13 protein-coding genes and 1 pseudogene are annotated in these 14694 nt (G+C 69.6%); 5 read left to right on the top strand and 9 right to left on the bottom strand.

Annotation, left to right across the window (positions count from 1 at the left end; genetic code table 11):
- Positions 1 to 114 precede the first annotated feature (114 nt).
- The gene (gene argS, locus I53_RS08465) at positions 115 to 1866 is read right to left on the bottom strand and encodes an arginine--tRNA ligase (protein WP_043349127.1); all 1752 of its coding nucleotides are present in this window, start codon (positions 1864 to 1866) and stop codon (positions 115 to 117) included.
- Between the two features lie 279 nt (positions 1867 to 2145).
- Between argS and I53_RS08470 the strand changes: the two genes are divergently transcribed.
- Entirely contained in the window at positions 2146 to 2586 is a 441-nt protein-coding gene (locus I53_RS08470; protein ID WP_043349130.1) for a hypothetical protein, read from the top strand.
- 25 nt (positions 2587 to 2611) lie between these two features.
- On the opposite strand, the gene I53_RS08475 is transcribed toward I53_RS08470, so the two are convergent.
- Positions 2612 to 3859 carry a deoxyguanosinetriphosphate triphosphohydrolase gene (locus tag I53_RS08475; protein WP_043349133.1) on the bottom strand — a complete coding sequence of 416 codons (1248 nt, stop codon included), beginning with the start codon at positions 3857 to 3859 and terminating at the stop codon, positions 2612 to 2614.
- Positions 3860 to 4012: 153 nt separating this feature from the next.
- Here I53_RS08475 and I53_RS08480 point away from each other — a divergent pair, with 153 nt between their 5' ends.
- From I53_RS08480 to I53_RS35720, 3 genes are all read left to right on the top strand, one after another.
- On the top strand, positions 4013 to 4339 hold the full coding sequence (locus tag I53_RS08480; protein WP_043349135.1) for an iron-sulfur cluster assembly accessory protein: 327 nt from the start codon (positions 4013 to 4015) through the stop codon (positions 4337 to 4339).
- Positions 4340 to 4484: 145 nt separating this feature from the next.
- On the top strand, positions 4485 to 6407 hold the full coding sequence (locus I53_RS08485; RefSeq protein WP_043349137.1) for a hypothetical protein: 1923 nt from the start codon (positions 4485 to 4487) through the stop codon (positions 6405 to 6407).
- A gap of 59 nt (positions 6408 to 6466) precedes the next feature.
- Positions 6467 to 6592 carry a hypothetical protein gene (locus I53_RS35720; protein WP_257791598.1) on the top strand — a complete coding sequence of 42 codons (126 nt, stop codon included), beginning with the start codon at positions 6467 to 6469 and terminating at the stop codon, positions 6590 to 6592.
- Between the two features lie 162 nt (positions 6593 to 6754).
- On the opposite strand, the gene I53_RS08490 is transcribed toward I53_RS35720, so the two are convergent.
- Genes I53_RS08490 through I53_RS08500 form a run of 3 tightly spaced genes read right to left on the bottom strand, consistent with a single transcriptional unit; the run spans position 6755 to position 9239 of the window.
- Positions 6755 to 7489, bottom strand: a complete 735-nt coding sequence (locus I53_RS08490; protein ID WP_043349139.1) for an ATP-binding cassette domain-containing protein — start codon at positions 7487 to 7489, stop codon at positions 6755 to 6757.
- Entirely contained in the window at positions 7470 to 8207 is a 738-nt protein-coding gene (locus tag I53_RS08495) for an ABC transporter permease (protein WP_043349142.1), read from the bottom strand. The genes I53_RS08490 and I53_RS08495 overlap by 20 nt, the downstream gene beginning before the upstream one ends.
- 51 nt (positions 8208 to 8258) lie before the next feature.
- Entirely contained in the window at positions 8259 to 9239 is a 981-nt protein-coding gene (locus I53_RS08500; RefSeq protein WP_043349145.1) for an ABC transporter substrate-binding protein, read from the bottom strand.
- 187 nt (positions 9240 to 9426) lie between these two features.
- Here I53_RS08500 and I53_RS08505 point away from each other — a divergent pair, with 187 nt between their 5' ends.
- Complete coding sequence (locus I53_RS08505) at positions 9427 to 9804, top strand: 4a-hydroxytetrahydrobiopterin dehydratase (protein ID WP_043349148.1); 378 nt, start codon at positions 9427 to 9429, stop codon at positions 9802 to 9804.
- A 16-nt stretch (positions 9805 to 9820) separates the two neighbouring features.
- Here I53_RS08505 and I53_RS08510 read toward each other — a convergent pair whose 3' ends face one another.
- The 4 genes and pseudogenes from I53_RS08510 to I53_RS08525 all read right to left on the bottom strand — a co-directional run.
- Positions 9821 to 10042, bottom strand: coding sequence for a hypothetical protein (locus I53_RS08510; protein ID WP_043349150.1), 222 nt, complete (start codon positions 10040 to 10042; stop codon positions 9821 to 9823).
- Between the two features lie 180 nt (positions 10043 to 10222).
- Entirely contained in the window at positions 10223 to 13288 is a 3066-nt protein-coding gene (locus I53_RS08515; RefSeq protein ID WP_043349152.1) for an efflux RND transporter permease subunit, read from the bottom strand.
- A 22-nt stretch (positions 13289 to 13310) separates the two neighbouring features.
- Positions 13311 to 14414 (bottom strand): efflux RND transporter periplasmic adaptor subunit, encoded by a 1104-nt coding sequence (locus tag I53_RS08520; protein ID WP_043349154.1) that lies wholly within the window; start codon positions 14412 to 14414, stop codon positions 13311 to 13313.
- Positions 14411 to 14694 (bottom strand): annotated as a pseudogene (locus I53_RS08525) (efflux RND transporter periplasmic adaptor subunit); the annotation flags it as partial. The pseudogene I53_RS08525 and the gene I53_RS08520, both read right to left, overlap by 4 nt.

Here is a 14694-nt window from a genome sequence, read left to right on the forward strand (position 1 = left end):
CGTCTCCTGACGCAGATCGCGCGCGAAAGCGTCCAGATCGACCTGAGCGCGCGAAGCGTTCGTCATGGCAGCATCCTCACATCAACGCCGGTGACCGGCCCGATGCACTCGGGCCTATCGCATCTCGTCCGGCGCGGTCACACCGAGAATCGCAAGGCCGGCCGCCAGCGTGCTCCGCAGAGCTTCGATGAGCGCCAGCCGGGCCCACGTCGACTTTCGGTCGGTTGCATTAACAAACCGTAATTGCGGCAAGTCTTTGCCCTTGTTCCAGAAACTATGTAGCGCCGAGGCCAGTTCATAGAGGTGGAATGCGATTCTGTGCGGTTCGTGCGCCAGGGCTGCGGATTCGAGAACCCGCGGGTACTGGGCGATGAGGCGCATCATCTCGATCTCGCCCGGATCGCTCAGCACCGCGAGATCCGCCTCGCGTGCCAGCGCCGCGGCCGAGAGGTCGGCCTCGGGAAACGCCTCGCGCGCCTGCCGCTGCACCGAGCGGACGCGGGCATGGGCGTACTGAACGTAGAAGACCGGGTTGTCCTTCGACTGCTCCACCACCTTGGCGAGGTCGAAATCCAGGGTCGCGTCGTTCTTCCGGTAGAGCATCATGAACCGGATGGCGTCGCGGCCGACCTCGTCGATCACGTCCCGCAGGGTCACGAATTCCCCGGCCCGCTTCGACATCTTGACCGGCTCGCCTGCGCGCAACAGCCGCACGAGCTGGCAGAGCTTGACGTCGAGCGTCGCCGCGCCGTCGCTCACCGCCTTCACGGCAGCCTGCATGCGCTTCACGTAGCCGCCGTGATCCGCACCGAGAACGTCGATCAGCTCGGTCGCGCCCGCGAGATACTTCGCCCGGTGGTAGGCGATGTCGGAGGCGAAATACGTGTACGAGCCGTCCGACTTCAGCAGCGGCCTGTCGCTGTCGTCGCCGAATTCCTTGGTGCGGAACAGCGTCTGCTCGCGGTCCTCCCAATCCTCCGGCAGTTGGCCCTTGGGCGGCGGCAGGCGGCCCTCGTAGACGAGGCCCTTGGCGCGCAGCTCCGCGAGCAGCGTCTTCACGGCACCGCTCTCCTGGAGCGTGCGCTCGGAGAAGAACACGTCGTGGCGGATGCCGATCGCCTCTAGATCAGCCCGGATCATGGTCATCATCATGTCCAGCGCGGTCTCGCGCACCGTGGGAAGCCACGCGGCCTCGGGCTGGTCGAGGAGCGCGCGGCCATGGGTCTCCGCCAGCTTGGCGCCCACGGGCTTGAGGTAGTCGCCCGGATACAGGCCGTCCGCGATGGCGAAGGGCTCGCCCAGAGCCTCGCGGTAGCGCTGGAAGGCGGAGCGGGCCAGCACATCGACCTGAGCGCCGGCATCGTTGATGTAGTATTCCCGCGTCACCTGCCTGCCGGCCGCGACGAGCAGATTGGAGAGGGCGTCACCGAACACCGCGCCGCGGCCATGGCCGACATGCATCGGCCCGGTGGGATTGGCCGACACGTATTCGACATTGATCGGCCCGCCGGGCAACTCCGCCCGGCCGAACGCCTCCGGCGCGGAGAGCGCGTCGCGCACGACCGCGTGAAAGATCGCGGGGTCGAGCCGCAGGTTGATGAAGCCGGGCCCGGCGACGCTCGCCTCCACGATCCGCGGATCGGCGCGGAGTTCCGCCGCCAGGGCTTCGCCCAGCGCCTTCGGGTTGGCTCGCGCCTCCTTGGCCAGGACCAGCGCCGCGTTCGTGGCGAGGTCACCGTGCGCCGCGTCCCGGGGCGGCTCGACGACCACGCGGCCCAGGTCGAGGCCCTCGGGCAGATGGCCGGCGCGGGTCAGCGCCTCCACGGCCTCGCGCACGCGCGCCTCGAACAGGGCGAAGATGTTCATGGGTCTCGATCTCGCTTGCGCGGGGGTCTCGTCGCCCGGCCCGTCCGGCCTGTCCCCGCCCGGGCGGTCTAGCAAGGGGCCGGGAGGGTGTCACGGCGCCGAGCGGTTCGCCGGCCTGGAGGAGCCCACATTCGCGGCATCGGTCCGGTAACCAAGCGCGCGGCGCTCCCACGTTATCCCACGCGACGAATACGGATCGCGCAGTGTTCGGCTTGTCTTGGACGGGACGACACTGTGTCATCGCCGACGGTCGCGCGTGTGCCGATCGCGGAGTTACTGATGAAGACCTTGACGATTGCAGGTACGGCGCTCTGCGCCCTGATCCTGGCCGCGCCGGGTGCGGAGGCAGGCGGCTTCCACGGCGGCGGCTTCCACGGCGGCGGCGTCCACGGCGGCGGCGTCCACGGTGGTTTCCGGGGCGGCTACGGCTACCGGGGCGGCTACGCGGCCCGCGGCTTCTACGGGCGCGGCTACGGCTACGGCTATCGCCGCGGCTACGGACGGGCCCTCGGCTACGGGCTGGCCGGCGCGGGGATCGGCCTCGGGCTCGGGCTCGCCGCCGGGAGCGTCTACGGCGGCTACGGATATGGTGGTTACGGGTACGGCGGCTACGGCTACAGCTACCCGGCCGCCTATGGCGGCTACGGATACGGCTATCCGGCGGCCTACGGCGGCTACGGCGGGTGTTACGGCAGCTTCACCTGCGGCTGCGGCTGCTGATCCCAGCCCATCCCGCGCCGGGCCCTCAGGGCTCGGCGAGGGGCAGGCCCCGGCTGGGCAATTCCCAGTGCAGGTCCGGCGTCGTCGCGTAGAGCTTGCGATGCGCAAGGACCGCATAGGTGTCGGTCATGCCGGCGATGTAGTCGGCGACTCGGCGGGCGACCCGCGCCTCGGTGGCCTCCTCGAGACCGGCGCTCCACTCCTCCGGCATCCGGGACGGCGCCGCGGTGAACGCGGCGAACAGGTCGTTGACGATGGCGTCGGCCTTCTTCCGCACCGCCACCACGCCGGGATGCCGGTACATGCGGTCCCACAGGAAGCGCATGATATCGGCATCGGCCGCCGCAATCTCCGGCGAAAAGACGATGACCGCCTGATCCGCATTCCGGATGTCCTCGACGCGGCGCGGATCCAGTTCGGCGATGCGGCGTCCGCCCTCGCGGATCACATCCTCGACGAAGCGGGTGATCACCCGCCGGGCGAGTTCGTGGATCATGCGCGAGGGCTCCAGGCCCGGATGCAGCCGGTCGATCTCGTCGAGCAGCCCGGCCAGGAACGGGACCGCGCGCAGCTCCGGGATCTCGAACAGGCCGGCGCGCAGCCCGTCGTCGAGGTCGTGGGCGGCATAGGCGATGTCGTCGGCGAGGGAGGCCGCCTGGGCCTCGGGGCCGGCCTGGCTCCACAGGTCGAGGGGGTTCAGCGCATCGTATTCCAGGATCGCCGCCGGGATGCCGCGCGCGGCGTAGCGGGGCGTCGGCTGGCCGTCGGCCGTCAGCAGCGGGCCGTTGTGCTTGACGAGGCCCTCCAGGGTCTCCCAGGCGAGGTTCAGCCCGTCGAAGCCGGCGTAGCGCCGCTCCAGTCGCGTGACGATCCGCAGGGCCTGGGCGTTGTGGTCGAACCCGCCGTAGCGGGCCATGCAGGCGTCGAGGGCGTCCTCGCCGGTATGGCCGAAACAGGTGTGGCCGAGGTCGTGGCTAAGGGCCAGCGCCTCCGCAAGATCCTCGTCGAGCCCGATGGCGCGGGCGAGCGCCCGGCCGATCTGGCTGACCTCGAGGGTGTGGGTGAGGCGGGTGCGGTAATGGTCGCCCTCGTGATGCACGAAGACCTGCGTCTTGTGCTTCAGCCGCCGGAACGCCGTCGAGTGGATGATCCGGTCCCGGTCCCGCTGGAAGTCGCTGCGGGTCGGCGAACCGGCCTCGGGGATCAGGCGTCCCCGGGTGCGGGCCGGATCGGTGGCGTAAGCCGCGCGCCAGCGCTCACCGTTGCGTCGCACGGCATCCGCTCGCAAACTCACGCACCCTGCTCATGACGGCTCCTCGCCCGGCGCGTTGCGGCGCGGGCTTGCGCCTCATATCTTGTGGGCCGGGACGCCCTCGGCAACAGGCGGGGTGCGCCGTCCACCGAACGATTGCGTGGCCAGAGACTGATGGCTGATATCACCCTGACCGCCCGCGCGGCCAAGCGCATCAACGAGATCATGGGGGCTGAGCCGGCCGGCTCGTCGCTGCGGATCAGCGTCAATGGCGGCGGCTGCTCGGGCTTCTCGTATGCCTTCGACATCGCCCGCACCCGTGAGGCGCAGGACGTCGCGATCGAGCGCGACGGCGCCACCGTCATCGTCGACCCCATCTCGATGGAGTACATGAACGGCTCCACGATCGACTTCGTGAACGATCTGATCGGCCAGTCCTTTAAGATCGAGAACCCGCTTGCCACCGCCTCCTGCGGCTGCGGCACCTCCTTCTCGTTGTAGCGACCCGCCCGGCGCATCCGCGCCGTTGCGTCCATACGACACCGGTGCCGGCACGGTCGCCCGGGCCGGCATGCCTGATTGCCTCGCCTCAAAAAACGCGGCACGGCTAGGGAATTCCCGCGCGAGCCCTGGTCCGGATGCAGCCATGAACCACCCGAAGGCCCGCCTCCGCCTCCGGTCGGCCTGGGCGACAACCGGTATCCTCGTCCTCCTCGGCCTCGCCCCCGCGCCACTCGCCGCGCAGGAGGGCGCCGCCGCCGTCCAGGACGTGACGGTCACCGACGTGGTCATCCCGCTCGGCGGCACGCTGCTGAAGGCCCCGAAGCTCACGGCGAGCGGCACGCGCCTCTCCAAGGAGGATCTTGCGGCGATCCTGCGGCCCGATTCCAACGTGCCCTGGGAGCAGCGGCTCGCCCGGCTTGATGCGGGCAGCCTCACCGTGCCGGTCCTCACCTCCGAGAATGCGGGTCCCGGCGACAACCGGCAGACCGTCACCTACCGCGATGTGGTCGCCCGCGACATCCGCGCCGGCCGTGTCGGGGAACTGACGGCGGCCGGCGCCACGGTCAGCTCCGTCGCCGGGCCGAACCGCGGTTCCGGAACCTACGGGCAGGTGCGCGCCACGGATCTGGATCTGGCGGCCCTCAGCCGGCTGTACACGGTTCCGGGCGACGGCAAGGGACCGGTCCAGCGGGTCTACGGCACCATCCAGGTCTCCGACGTGACCTATTCCGACGCGCGCGGCACGACCGTGAAGATCGCACGCCTCGACGGGCGTGATCTCGGAGGCCGGCAGATCCCAGACGGCTGGAGCGGCGCCTTCGCGATCGTGGCCGGCGGTTTCGATGGCTCCAGCGACCGGCGTCCCCTGGCCGCCGCGGCGGCCGATCTCATCGCCGCCACCGCCGTCGGCAGCCTGGAGATGCAGGGCCTCAGCGTCAGCGACTCCGATCCGAAGGGGCCGGTTCTGTTCGAGATCGGCCGGGCCGCCTACACCTCCGCCGGGTCGGAGGGCAGCACCGTCCTGGACAACCTGGCGTTGTCGCGCGGCAGCCTGCGTGTCCATGTCGGTCGCCTCGCCGTCCTCGGGACCTCGCTGGTGCCGACCGTCACGGCCCTCCAGGGGATCGCCGCCGAGCCGACGGCCGGGCCCGGCTTCTCCGATATCGAGATGCGCCGCCTGACGCCCAAGCTCGGCAACCTGACCCTGAGCGACCTGTCGATCGAGCTGCCGCCCGAGGGCGAACCCGAGCGGGCGCCGCCGCGTGATGGTCGGGCTCCGGCCCGCGGCGGCCTCTTCGACTCTGGCCGGGCGGGGCCTGGCAGGCCGGCAGATCCGAGGACGGGCGACACCGCCGCCGACCCCCTCGCCCTGTCGGTATCGCCCCGGCCTGTCCGCCGGATCGCCCTGCGCGAGGCCACACTCGCTCTGGGGGCGCCGAATGACGGCGTGCCCAGCGCGACCCGCCTCAGTCTCTCCGGCCTCAACCTGCCGGCGGATCTCGTGGCGGGCGCGCCGATCATCGGCATGCTGCCGGTTTACGGGTACCGGGATCTCGACCTCGACCTCGTGGCCGACGCCACTTTGGATGAGAAGGCCCGCGACCTTGCCCTGCGCGAGGTGACGGTGTCGGGTCGCGACATCGGCACCGTCCGGCTATCCGGCACGCTGGGCGGTATCGGGCCCGAGCTGTTCTCCGGCACCCTGCCGGCCGCGACCATGGTGATGTTTTCGGGAAGCGCCAAGGCCCTCGACCTGACGGTGGAGAACGCGGGCCTGTTCGAGCGCTTCCTGGCCGCGCAATCGAAGGATCTCAGCCTCAAGCCGGACGAGCTGCGCAAGGAGTACGTCACCGCCAGCCTGCTCGGCGTGCCGATCATCCTGGGCAACAGCGCGGCCGCCAAGGGCATCGGCGCCGCCATGGGCCAGTTCGTGATGAAGCCCGGCAAGCTCGTGGTCCACGCGAAGTCCAAAGAGCCCGCCGGGATCGGTTTCATCGATCTCGGCGCGGCGCGCTCGCCGGCGGCCGTGCTCGACCGGCTGGACGTCGAGGCGAAGGCGAACTGAGGCGACCGTGACCGGTCTCCGGGCTGTCGCAGCCGGAAGACCGGCCTTGAGGAGGCCCCATGCGCGCCATCCGTCTCGCGAAGGCTGCGCTCGCCGCCGCCCTGGCGCTGACCTGCATGCCGGTCGTGTATGGCAACGTCGCAGACGTTGCCGCCGCGCGATCTGGCCTGCGGCCGGTCGGGTAGATTCCCGTCTCGCCGATCGGGCTTGGCTCTCGAACTGGACGGAGCCGAGACAGCCCAAGGCTGAAAGCTGCCGCGCCGGCTGTCGGAGCGTTCGTCGTCGACCGCGGAACGGCCTGCGTCGAACGTCGCTGCTCAAGCGATCACGCAGGCCCGTTGCGGAGGTTACAGCGCGATGATCTCCGGATGCTGCCCTGCGAGGTTCGCCCGGGTCGCCTCGGCCCAGGCGCGGTCGCGTTCCCGGCGCGGTCGATCGAGGGACACGGCGGCGATGAGACCCGCCGGACGCCGGGAGACCAGCAGCAGACGGTCGGCGATCCCGATCGCCTCGGCGACGTTGTGGGTCACCATCAGGACGCTCATGCCGGACCGATCCACCGTATCCACCACGAGGCCGCGCAGCTCGGCGGCGGCGGCATCGTCGAGGGACACGAAGGGCTCGTCGAGGACCAGCACCCGCGGCCCGTCGGCCAGGGCCCGCGCCAGTGCCACGCGGCGTTGCATCCCCAGGGAGAGCGCCTTCGGATAGCTGGCCCGCCATGCCGTCAGGCCGAGCTGCGCGAACAAGCCGTCAAGGTCGAGCCCGCGCCGCGCCCGAGGGAGCCCGAGGCGGACATTGTGCTCGACGCTGCGCCAGGGGAGCAGCCGCGGCTCCTGGAATACGATACCGGCCCGCTCCGCCCCGGAGACGCGTCCCTCGAACGCGGTATCGAGGCCGAGCAGGATCCGCAGCGTCGTGGTCTTTCCGGCGCCCGATGGCCCGATCAGGCAGACGATTTCCCCGGCTGCGACCTCGAATTCGAGGTTGCGAACCGCCTCGACCGGTTCGGCATCGCGCGGCCGATACCATTTCGACGCGATCGCGACCTGAAGAACGGGCTCAGCGCCAGCGACGGACATAGGCTTCGAGCCGCTGCAGCAGGAGGACGTCGATGCCGATCATCACGGCCATGAAGACGAGGCTGTAGCCGATGATGGCCGCCACGTCGGTGCTCTGGACGAAGTAATAGTTGATCGCGAAGCCGACTCCGTCGGGACGACCGAGCAGTTCCACCACCAGCACGATCTTCCAGGCGAGGGAGAGGCCGGACCGCGCCGCCGTGACGATGTAGGGCTGGAGCTGCGGGATCAGGAGGTCGCGGGCCCAGGTAAGCCGGTCGAGCCGATAGGCGCGGGCCATCTCGTCGAGGCCGGGATCGAGATTACGGGCCCCTTCCCGGACAATCACCGCGACATTCGGGAGCTTGTTGAGGACCACCGCCAGGATCGCCGCGGTCTCGGTGAGCCCGACCCAGACATAGGCCAGTACGGTGATCACCAGGGCCGGCGTGTTGAGGAGGACGAGAAGCGGCGTGTCGAGCGTGAGATCGGTGACCTTCGAGCGTCCGAGCGCGACGCCGAGGACGACGCCGAGAAGCATCGCCACCGTGAATGAGATCGCTACGCGGAGCAGCGTCATGCCGACATTGTGTGCGAGGTCGCCGCGCTCCGCCTCCTGAACGATGAAGCGCAGCACCGCCAGCGGCGCCGGCAGCAGGCGCGATCCCGCCTCGAGTGCAGCCAACTGCCAGGCTGCAAGGAGCACGACCAAAGACGCGATGCGGGTCAGCACGCCCAGGCGATCCCGAGTGTCTGGACCGCTGCAACGGTGGCCCGCTGGGCCGGCGCATCACCCATTGCGACCGGTGTAGTACAGGTCGGGAGGCAGTGCGTCGCCCTTTCCGACGAGGCGCGCTCCGCCGAGCCGCGCCATCACGGTGTAGAGTTTCTCGGCATCGGCGCGCTCCTCCGCCACGGGGCGCCGCGGGATGCCGGCGAGGAAGTTGCGCTTGAGCGCCTCGAAGGTCGCATCGTCCTCGGCCGCCATCAGCGGGCGCACGATCTGCCACGCGGTCGGATCCGAGGCCAGGATGTCCTTGGCCGCCCGCGACGCCCGCGCGAAGGCCGCCACGGCAGCGGGCTTCTCCTTCACGGTGGTGTCCTGGAACAGGTAGCCGATCAGCGCCACGTCACCGGGGACGCCGAGGGCGTGCATGATGTCCTCGGCACCGACCAGTTGGCGAAACCCCTTCGCCTGAAGGCGGGCGCAGTAGGTCCAGTAGGTGAGCGCTGCGTCGAGGGCGCCCTGCTCCAGCTTCAGCGTGATCAGCGGGGGCGCGCCGTAGGCGATCTCGGCTTCGCGCTCCAGGTCGATTCCGGCCGCGTCCTTCGCCTGCGCCCGGAGCAGCAGCCAGTTCTTGTCCAGGGGACCGCCGGCCACCCCGAGGCGCTTGCCGGCGAGATCCTTGAGGCTCTTCACCGCGCTCCCGGCCGGTACCATCACGCCGCCCTCGGAGGTCGAGTACGGGATGAAGCGCACCGCCTGCCCGTCATTGCCGAGGCGGGCGGCCCAGAGCAGGTCGCCGATGATCGTATCGACCTGTCCTCCGATGAAGCTGATGCGGGCCGCGTCGTTGCCAGCGAGCTTCACGGCATCGAGCTGAAAGCCGTTGTCGGTGTCGAGGCCGCGGGCCTTGATCACCGCAGCCTCCCAGGTCGACGTCCCGAAGGGCAGACTCCCGAGACGGATGGTCGGCACGTCTGCGCGCGCCGCCCGCAGGCCGAGGCCGCCCAGCAGGCCGCCGGCGAGCATCGCGCGCCGTGACAGCATCACGCCTTCTCCCATCGTATTACGCAGTCTTCGACGGCGGTAGACTGACGTGCCGCATGAACGGGACGCCATTGGAAAAAGGTCATAGGGCTCACACCGGTTTCCGTCCACCGTGCGGAACACGCTTGCGCGCAACCGGCTGCGGCGGCACCCTCGACCGAGACGCCATCAGGGGAGACATGCGATCATGACCGAGCGACGCGAGGGAGTTCTGGACGAGGCGACCGTGGAGGCGCGGCTGAAGGCCGAACTGCCCGCCTGGCGCCTGGAGGATGGCTGGATCCGCCGCACCTACAAGACAGCCGGCTGGAAGGGCACGCTGATGGTGATCAACACCGTGGGTCACCTCGCCGAAGCAGCTTGGCATCATCCCGACATCACGGCGTCCTATGCCTGGGTCGAGGTCCGGCTGATGAACCACGCCGCCAAAGGCATCACCGAGAAGGACTTCGCCCTCGCCCGGAAAATCGAGGAGGTCGTGTCCTGGCAGCCGGCCCTGGAGGGACAGGGCCTCGAAGGGACGCCCACGGATCCGCGCTTCGCCTACATCAAGTACGACAAGTAACCGCGCGGCGCGGGCGTCACTGCGGGTCCTTCACGCGGCGGCACTCGGTCTTGAGGTAGGCGGTCTTGCCGATCTCGTCGCGGCGCTCGGTGCGGGCGATGATCTCCTGCCAGCCGGTGGCGCATCCGAGCTCGTTGGCAACTCGGACCTTGCGAACCTCAAGGGCCTGGTCGTCCGTGCAGGCGTCCTGTGCGAGGCCGTTGGCGCAGACCAATACGACGGCGATGAAGGCGTTCATGGATGGGGCGGTCCTCGTTCTCGCCGCACCCTACGCGCCAAGCGACCGCAAGGTTTCCGATGACGGGCTGCGGCCCGCGATCAAGCTTTCGTCACGGTCGGCCCGCCCTGAGGGGGCGGAGGGGCGGGCCGACCGTTTCTCGCAGCACCCGCGGGCGCTGCGATCGCGTGAGCCGGGCGATCAGCCGGCGTGGGCCGCCGGACGGGCGCCCGCATCCGGGCGGATGCGGTAGCAGCCGATGTAGAGGGCCGGCAGGAACAGGAGCGTGAGGAAAGTCGCCGCCAGGATCCCGCCGATCATGGCGAAAGCCATCGGGCCCCAGAAGACCTCCCGGGCGATCGGAATCAGGCCCAGACTCGCGGCGGCTGCCGTCAGCAGGATCGGCCGCATGCGGTGGTGGGTCGCCTCGAAGACCGCTTCCCAGGGGGCCATCCCCTCGGCCCGGAACTCCTCGATCTGGCTCACCAGGATGACCGCGTTGCGGATGATGATCCCGATCAGCGCCAGGATGCCCAGGATGGCGACGAAGCCCATCGGCTTGTCGAACAGGAGCAGGGCCGGCACGACGCCGATCAGGCCGAGCGGCGCCACGGTGAAGACGAGGATCATCCGGCCGAAGCTCTGGAGCTGCATCATCAGCAAGAACGCCATGGCGAGCAGCATGACCGGGACGACGGCCGCGATCGGGCCCTGGCCCTTGGCGGATTCCTCAACGGCGCCGCCGGTCTGGACGGTGTAGCCCTCCGGCAGCGCCTTGATGAAGGCGTCGATGCCGGGCTGCAGAGCGGCGACGATGGTGGCCGGCTGGGTCGCGTCGTGGATCGTGGCGCGCACCGTCACGGTCGGCAGACGGTCGCGGCGCCAGACGATCGGCTGCTCGAGATCGTAGCCGATCCGGGCGAAGGCGAGCACGGGGACCACGGTGCCGTTCGCGAGACCGACCTGCAGCGATTGCAGGGTGTCCAGCGAAGACCGCTCCACCGCGCGGGCGCGGCCGACGACGTTGACCAGATAGATCGAGTCCCGGACCTGCGTGATCGCCTGGCCGCCCTCGATCCCGTTGAGGATCCCGGCGACGTCCTGGCTGGTGACGCCCAGCTGACGCGCCTTGTCCTGAAGGATCTCGACCCGCAGCACCTTGCCGGGCTCGTTCCAGTCGAAGGTCGGCACGTCGAGCCGCTTGTCGCCGGCCACCACGTTGGCGAGGTCGAGCGAGAGGCGGCGCACCGTCTCCATGTTCGGGCCGCTGAGGCGGTACTGCACCGGTCGGCCTACGGGCGGTCCGAGGCTCAGGGGCTGCACCAGCACGTCGGTGCCGACGAAGTCGCGCAGGGCGATGGTCTGGAGACGCGCCATCACGCGGTCGCGCACCTCGAGCGACTTCGTGACGATGACGATCTGACCGAAGAAGGCGTTGGCGAGCTGCTGATCGAGGGGCAGGTAGAATCGGACCGCGCCCTGACCGACATAGGACGACCAGCTCGACACGTCCGGATCGCCCTTCAGGTTCGTCTCAAACCGGTCCATCTGCGCCCTGGTCTCGGCGATGGTGGCGTTCTGCGGGAGGGTGAGGTCGACCAGCACCTCGGAGCGGTCCGAGGACGGGAAGAACTGCTGCTGCACATGCCCCATCCCGACGATGGCGGCCGCCATCAGCGCGAGGCAGACCACCACCGTCGTCCAGTGCCAGCGCATGGCGACGCGCAGGGCCGCCATGAACAGGCGCGTGAAGATGCCGCGCTTCTCCGTGTGGTGCTTCATGGTCTTCGGCAGCAGCGTGACGCCGACGAGCGGGGCGAACAGAACCGCCACGACCCACGATACCAGCAGCGATGCGGCGATCACCACGAACAGCGAGTAGGTGTATTCGCCCGCGCCGGAGCCGTTGAAGCCGATCGGCAGGAAGCCCGCCACGGTCACCAGCGTTCCGGTCAGCATGGGGAACGCCGTCGACGTGTACGCGAAGGTGGCGGCCTTGCGCAGCGTGTCGCCCCGCTCCAGCCGCGCGACCATCATCTCGACGGTGATCATGGCGTCGTCGACCAGCAGGCCCAGCGCGATGATCAGCGCGCCGAGCGAGATGCGCTGCAGGGTCACGTCCATGATCTGCATGACCACGAAGACGATCGCCAGCACGAGGGGGATCGACACCGAGACGACGAGGCCGGCCCGGATGCCCAGGCTCACGAAGCTCACGGCCAGCACGATGACCACGGCCTCGACCAGCGCCTCGGTGAAGCCGCCGACCGCATGCTCGACCTGCTTGGGCTGATCCGAAACGAGGTGGACGCCGACGCCCACCGGCAGCGTCGCCTCGATCCGCCGCATGCGCTCCTTCAGCGCTTCACCGAAATGCAGCAGGTTGGCGCCCGGACGCATCGCGATGGCCAGCCCGATCGCGGGCTTGCCGTCCACCCGGAACAGGGGCGCGGGCGGATCCTCGTAGCCGCGGCTGATCTCGGCGATGTCGGCAAGACGGAAGAAGCGATCGTTCACCCGCAGATTGAAGTCCTGAAGCGAGGCTTCGGAGGCGAAGGAGCCGCTGACCCGCAGCGAAATGCGCTCCGGTCCGGCCTGAACGACCCCGGATGCCGAGACGGCGTTCTGCGCTTGAAGCGCCTTGATCAGGGCCTGGAGATCGATGCCGTAACCGGCGAGCTTCCGGGTCGAGAAGTCGAGATAGATGGTCTCGTCCTGGGTGCCGAGCAGCTGCGTCTTGCCGATATCGGGCACGCGCAGCACATCGGTGCGGATGCTCTCCACGTAGTCGCGCAACTGCCGGTGAGTCAGGCCGTCGGCCGTGAAGGCGTAGACGTTGCCGTAGACGTCGCCGAACTCGTCGTTGAAGAACGGCCCCTGCACACCGTCCGGGAACTGGCCCTTGATATCCCCGAGACGTTTGCGGACCTGGTAGAAGGCGGGCTGGACCTCGCCCTTCTTCAGGGTGTCGCGGAAATTCACGAAGACTGTGGAGGATCCCGGGGTCGTGTAGCTGCGGACGTAGTCGAGGCCGTTGAGCTGCTGGAGTTCCTTCTCGACCCGGTCGGTGACCTGATCGAGGGTATCCTTGATGGTCGCGCCCGGCCAAGTCGTCTGCACGACCATCGTCTTGATGGTGAACGGAGGATCCTCCTCGCGGCCGAGGCGGCCATAGGCCATCACGCCCGCCACGAGCGAGACCAGCATCAGGAACCAGACGAACGAGCGGTGCTCGAGCGCCCAGTCGGAAAGGTTGAAATCCTTCACGCGAAAACCCCGTGCGGCCGGATCAGACGGCGCCGTTGGCCAGGCGCACGGCCTGGCCTTCCTTAAGGACATGGACCCCCGCGACCACGACGCGTTCGCCGGCCTTCAGCCCATCGACGACCGCGATGCGACCGTCCTCCGCGTTGTCCCGCGCCGCCGCTACGGTCACGTCGCGACGCGACACGGACTTCCCGTCGGCGGACACGACCCAGACCGAGCGGCGGCCGCCGTCCTCGAGCAGTGCCGATGCCGGCAGCAGCACGGTGGGCGAGACATTCCGCGTCAGCGACACGTTGATGGTCGCGCCGAGCCGGAAGGCCGGGCCGGGCTGGTCGAGGCTGATCCGGATACGCTTGGAGCGCGTCCCCGATTCGGCGAGCGGCGCGATCTCGCGGACGCGCCCGCGCGCCGTGAGCTCCGGGGCGCTCTGGAGCGCGACGGTGAAGACGCCGTCCGCCGGCAACGCTCCGACATAGACCTCGGGAATGTCGACCACGGCCTCGCGGACGTCCGGCCGCGCCACGGTCACGACACCCTGGCCGGCGGTGAGCACCTGGCCGACCTCGGCGAGGCGCTGGGTCACGACACCGTCGAACTCGGCCTTCAGCTCGGTGTAGCCCATCTGGTCGCGGGCCTTCTGCAGGCTGGACATAGCTTGGTCCACCCGCGCCCGGGCCGTCTCGCGCTTGGCAACCGCTTGGTCGAGCGTGGCCTGGGCGACGCTGTTGCCCGACATCAGGCGCCGGGTCCGCGCCTCGGCGGCCTCGGCGTTCTCGGCCTGCGCCTTCGCATCGGCGAGGTCCGCCTCGGCACGGGTCAGGTCGAAGCGTGTCACGATGGTGTCCAGGGCCGCGAGGCGCTGGCCCCGGGTGACGAGGTCGCCGATCGTCACGTCCCGCGCCACCATGCGGCCGGGAATCTGGAAGCCGAGCTGCGCCTGATAGCGCGGCTCGATCGTGCCGGCGAAGGGCCCGAACATGACGGTGTCGCTCGGCACGACCACCTGCGTGAGCACCGGACGTATCGGGGCCGCTGCCGCGGCTTCGCCGCCCTCCTCGCCGTGCCCGTTGCAGGCCGCCAGCGCTGCCGCGACGAGGCTCAGGGCGAGATACGTGTGCGCCTTCACGGGCGAGCTCCGATCTCGGCGGCCGCGACGGTCTGACCGGGGCGCAGGAACTGGATGCCGGCGACGACCACGCGCTCGCCCGGCTCGACGCCGCGCTTCAGCGCGATGATGTCGGGCCCGAAGCGGTCGATCTCGACGGCGCGGACCGAGACTGTCCGCCGGTCGGGGTCGTAGATCCAGACGGACGGTTGCCCGTCGTAGCGGTACAGCGCCGACCAGGGCAGGATCACCGCTTCATGGGGCGCGAAGCGTCCGCGGCCGACCACGACGGCACCCAGCC

Origin of the sequence: Methylobacterium sp. B1 (assembly GCF_000333255.1) — a bacterium.
GTDB lineage: Bacteria > Pseudomonadota > Alphaproteobacteria > Rhizobiales > Beijerinckiaceae > Methylobacterium > Methylobacterium fujisawaense.

Excerpts from the sequence above, each read along its gene's own strand:
- I53_RS08470 (WP_043349130.1), top strand. The coding sequence starts at position 2,146 with ATGAAGACCTTGACGATTGCAGGTACGGCGCTCTGCGCCCTGATCCTG.
- I53_RS35720 (WP_257791598.1), top strand. The coding sequence starts at position 6,467 with ATGCGCGCCATCCGTCTCGCGAAGGCTGCGCTCGCCGCCGCCCTGGCG.
- I53_RS08480 (WP_043349135.1), top strand. The coding sequence starts at position 4,013 with ATGGCTGATATCACCCTGACCGCCCGCGCGGCCAAGCGCATCAACGAG.
- I53_RS08510 (WP_043349150.1), bottom strand. The coding sequence starts at position 10,042 with ATGAACGCCTTCATCGCCGTCGTATTGGTCTGCGCCAACGGCCTCGCA.
- I53_RS08485 (WP_043349137.1), top strand. The coding sequence starts at position 4,485 with ATGAACCACCCGAAGGCCCGCCTCCGCCTCCGGTCGGCCTGGGCGACA.
- I53_RS08500 (WP_043349145.1), bottom strand. The coding sequence starts at position 9,239 with ATGCTGTCACGGCGCGCGATGCTCGCCGGCGGCCTGCTGGGCGGCCTC.
- I53_RS08505 (WP_043349148.1), top strand. The coding sequence starts at position 9,427 with ATGACCGAGCGACGCGAGGGAGTTCTGGACGAGGCGACCGTGGAGGCG.
- I53_RS08490 (WP_043349139.1), bottom strand. The coding sequence starts at position 7,489 with ATGTCCGTCGCTGGCGCTGAGCCCGTTCTTCAGGTCGCGATCGCGTCG.
- argS (WP_043349127.1), bottom strand. The coding sequence starts at position 1,866 with ATGAACATCTTCGCCCTGTTCGAGGCGCGCGTGCGCGAGGCCGTGGAG.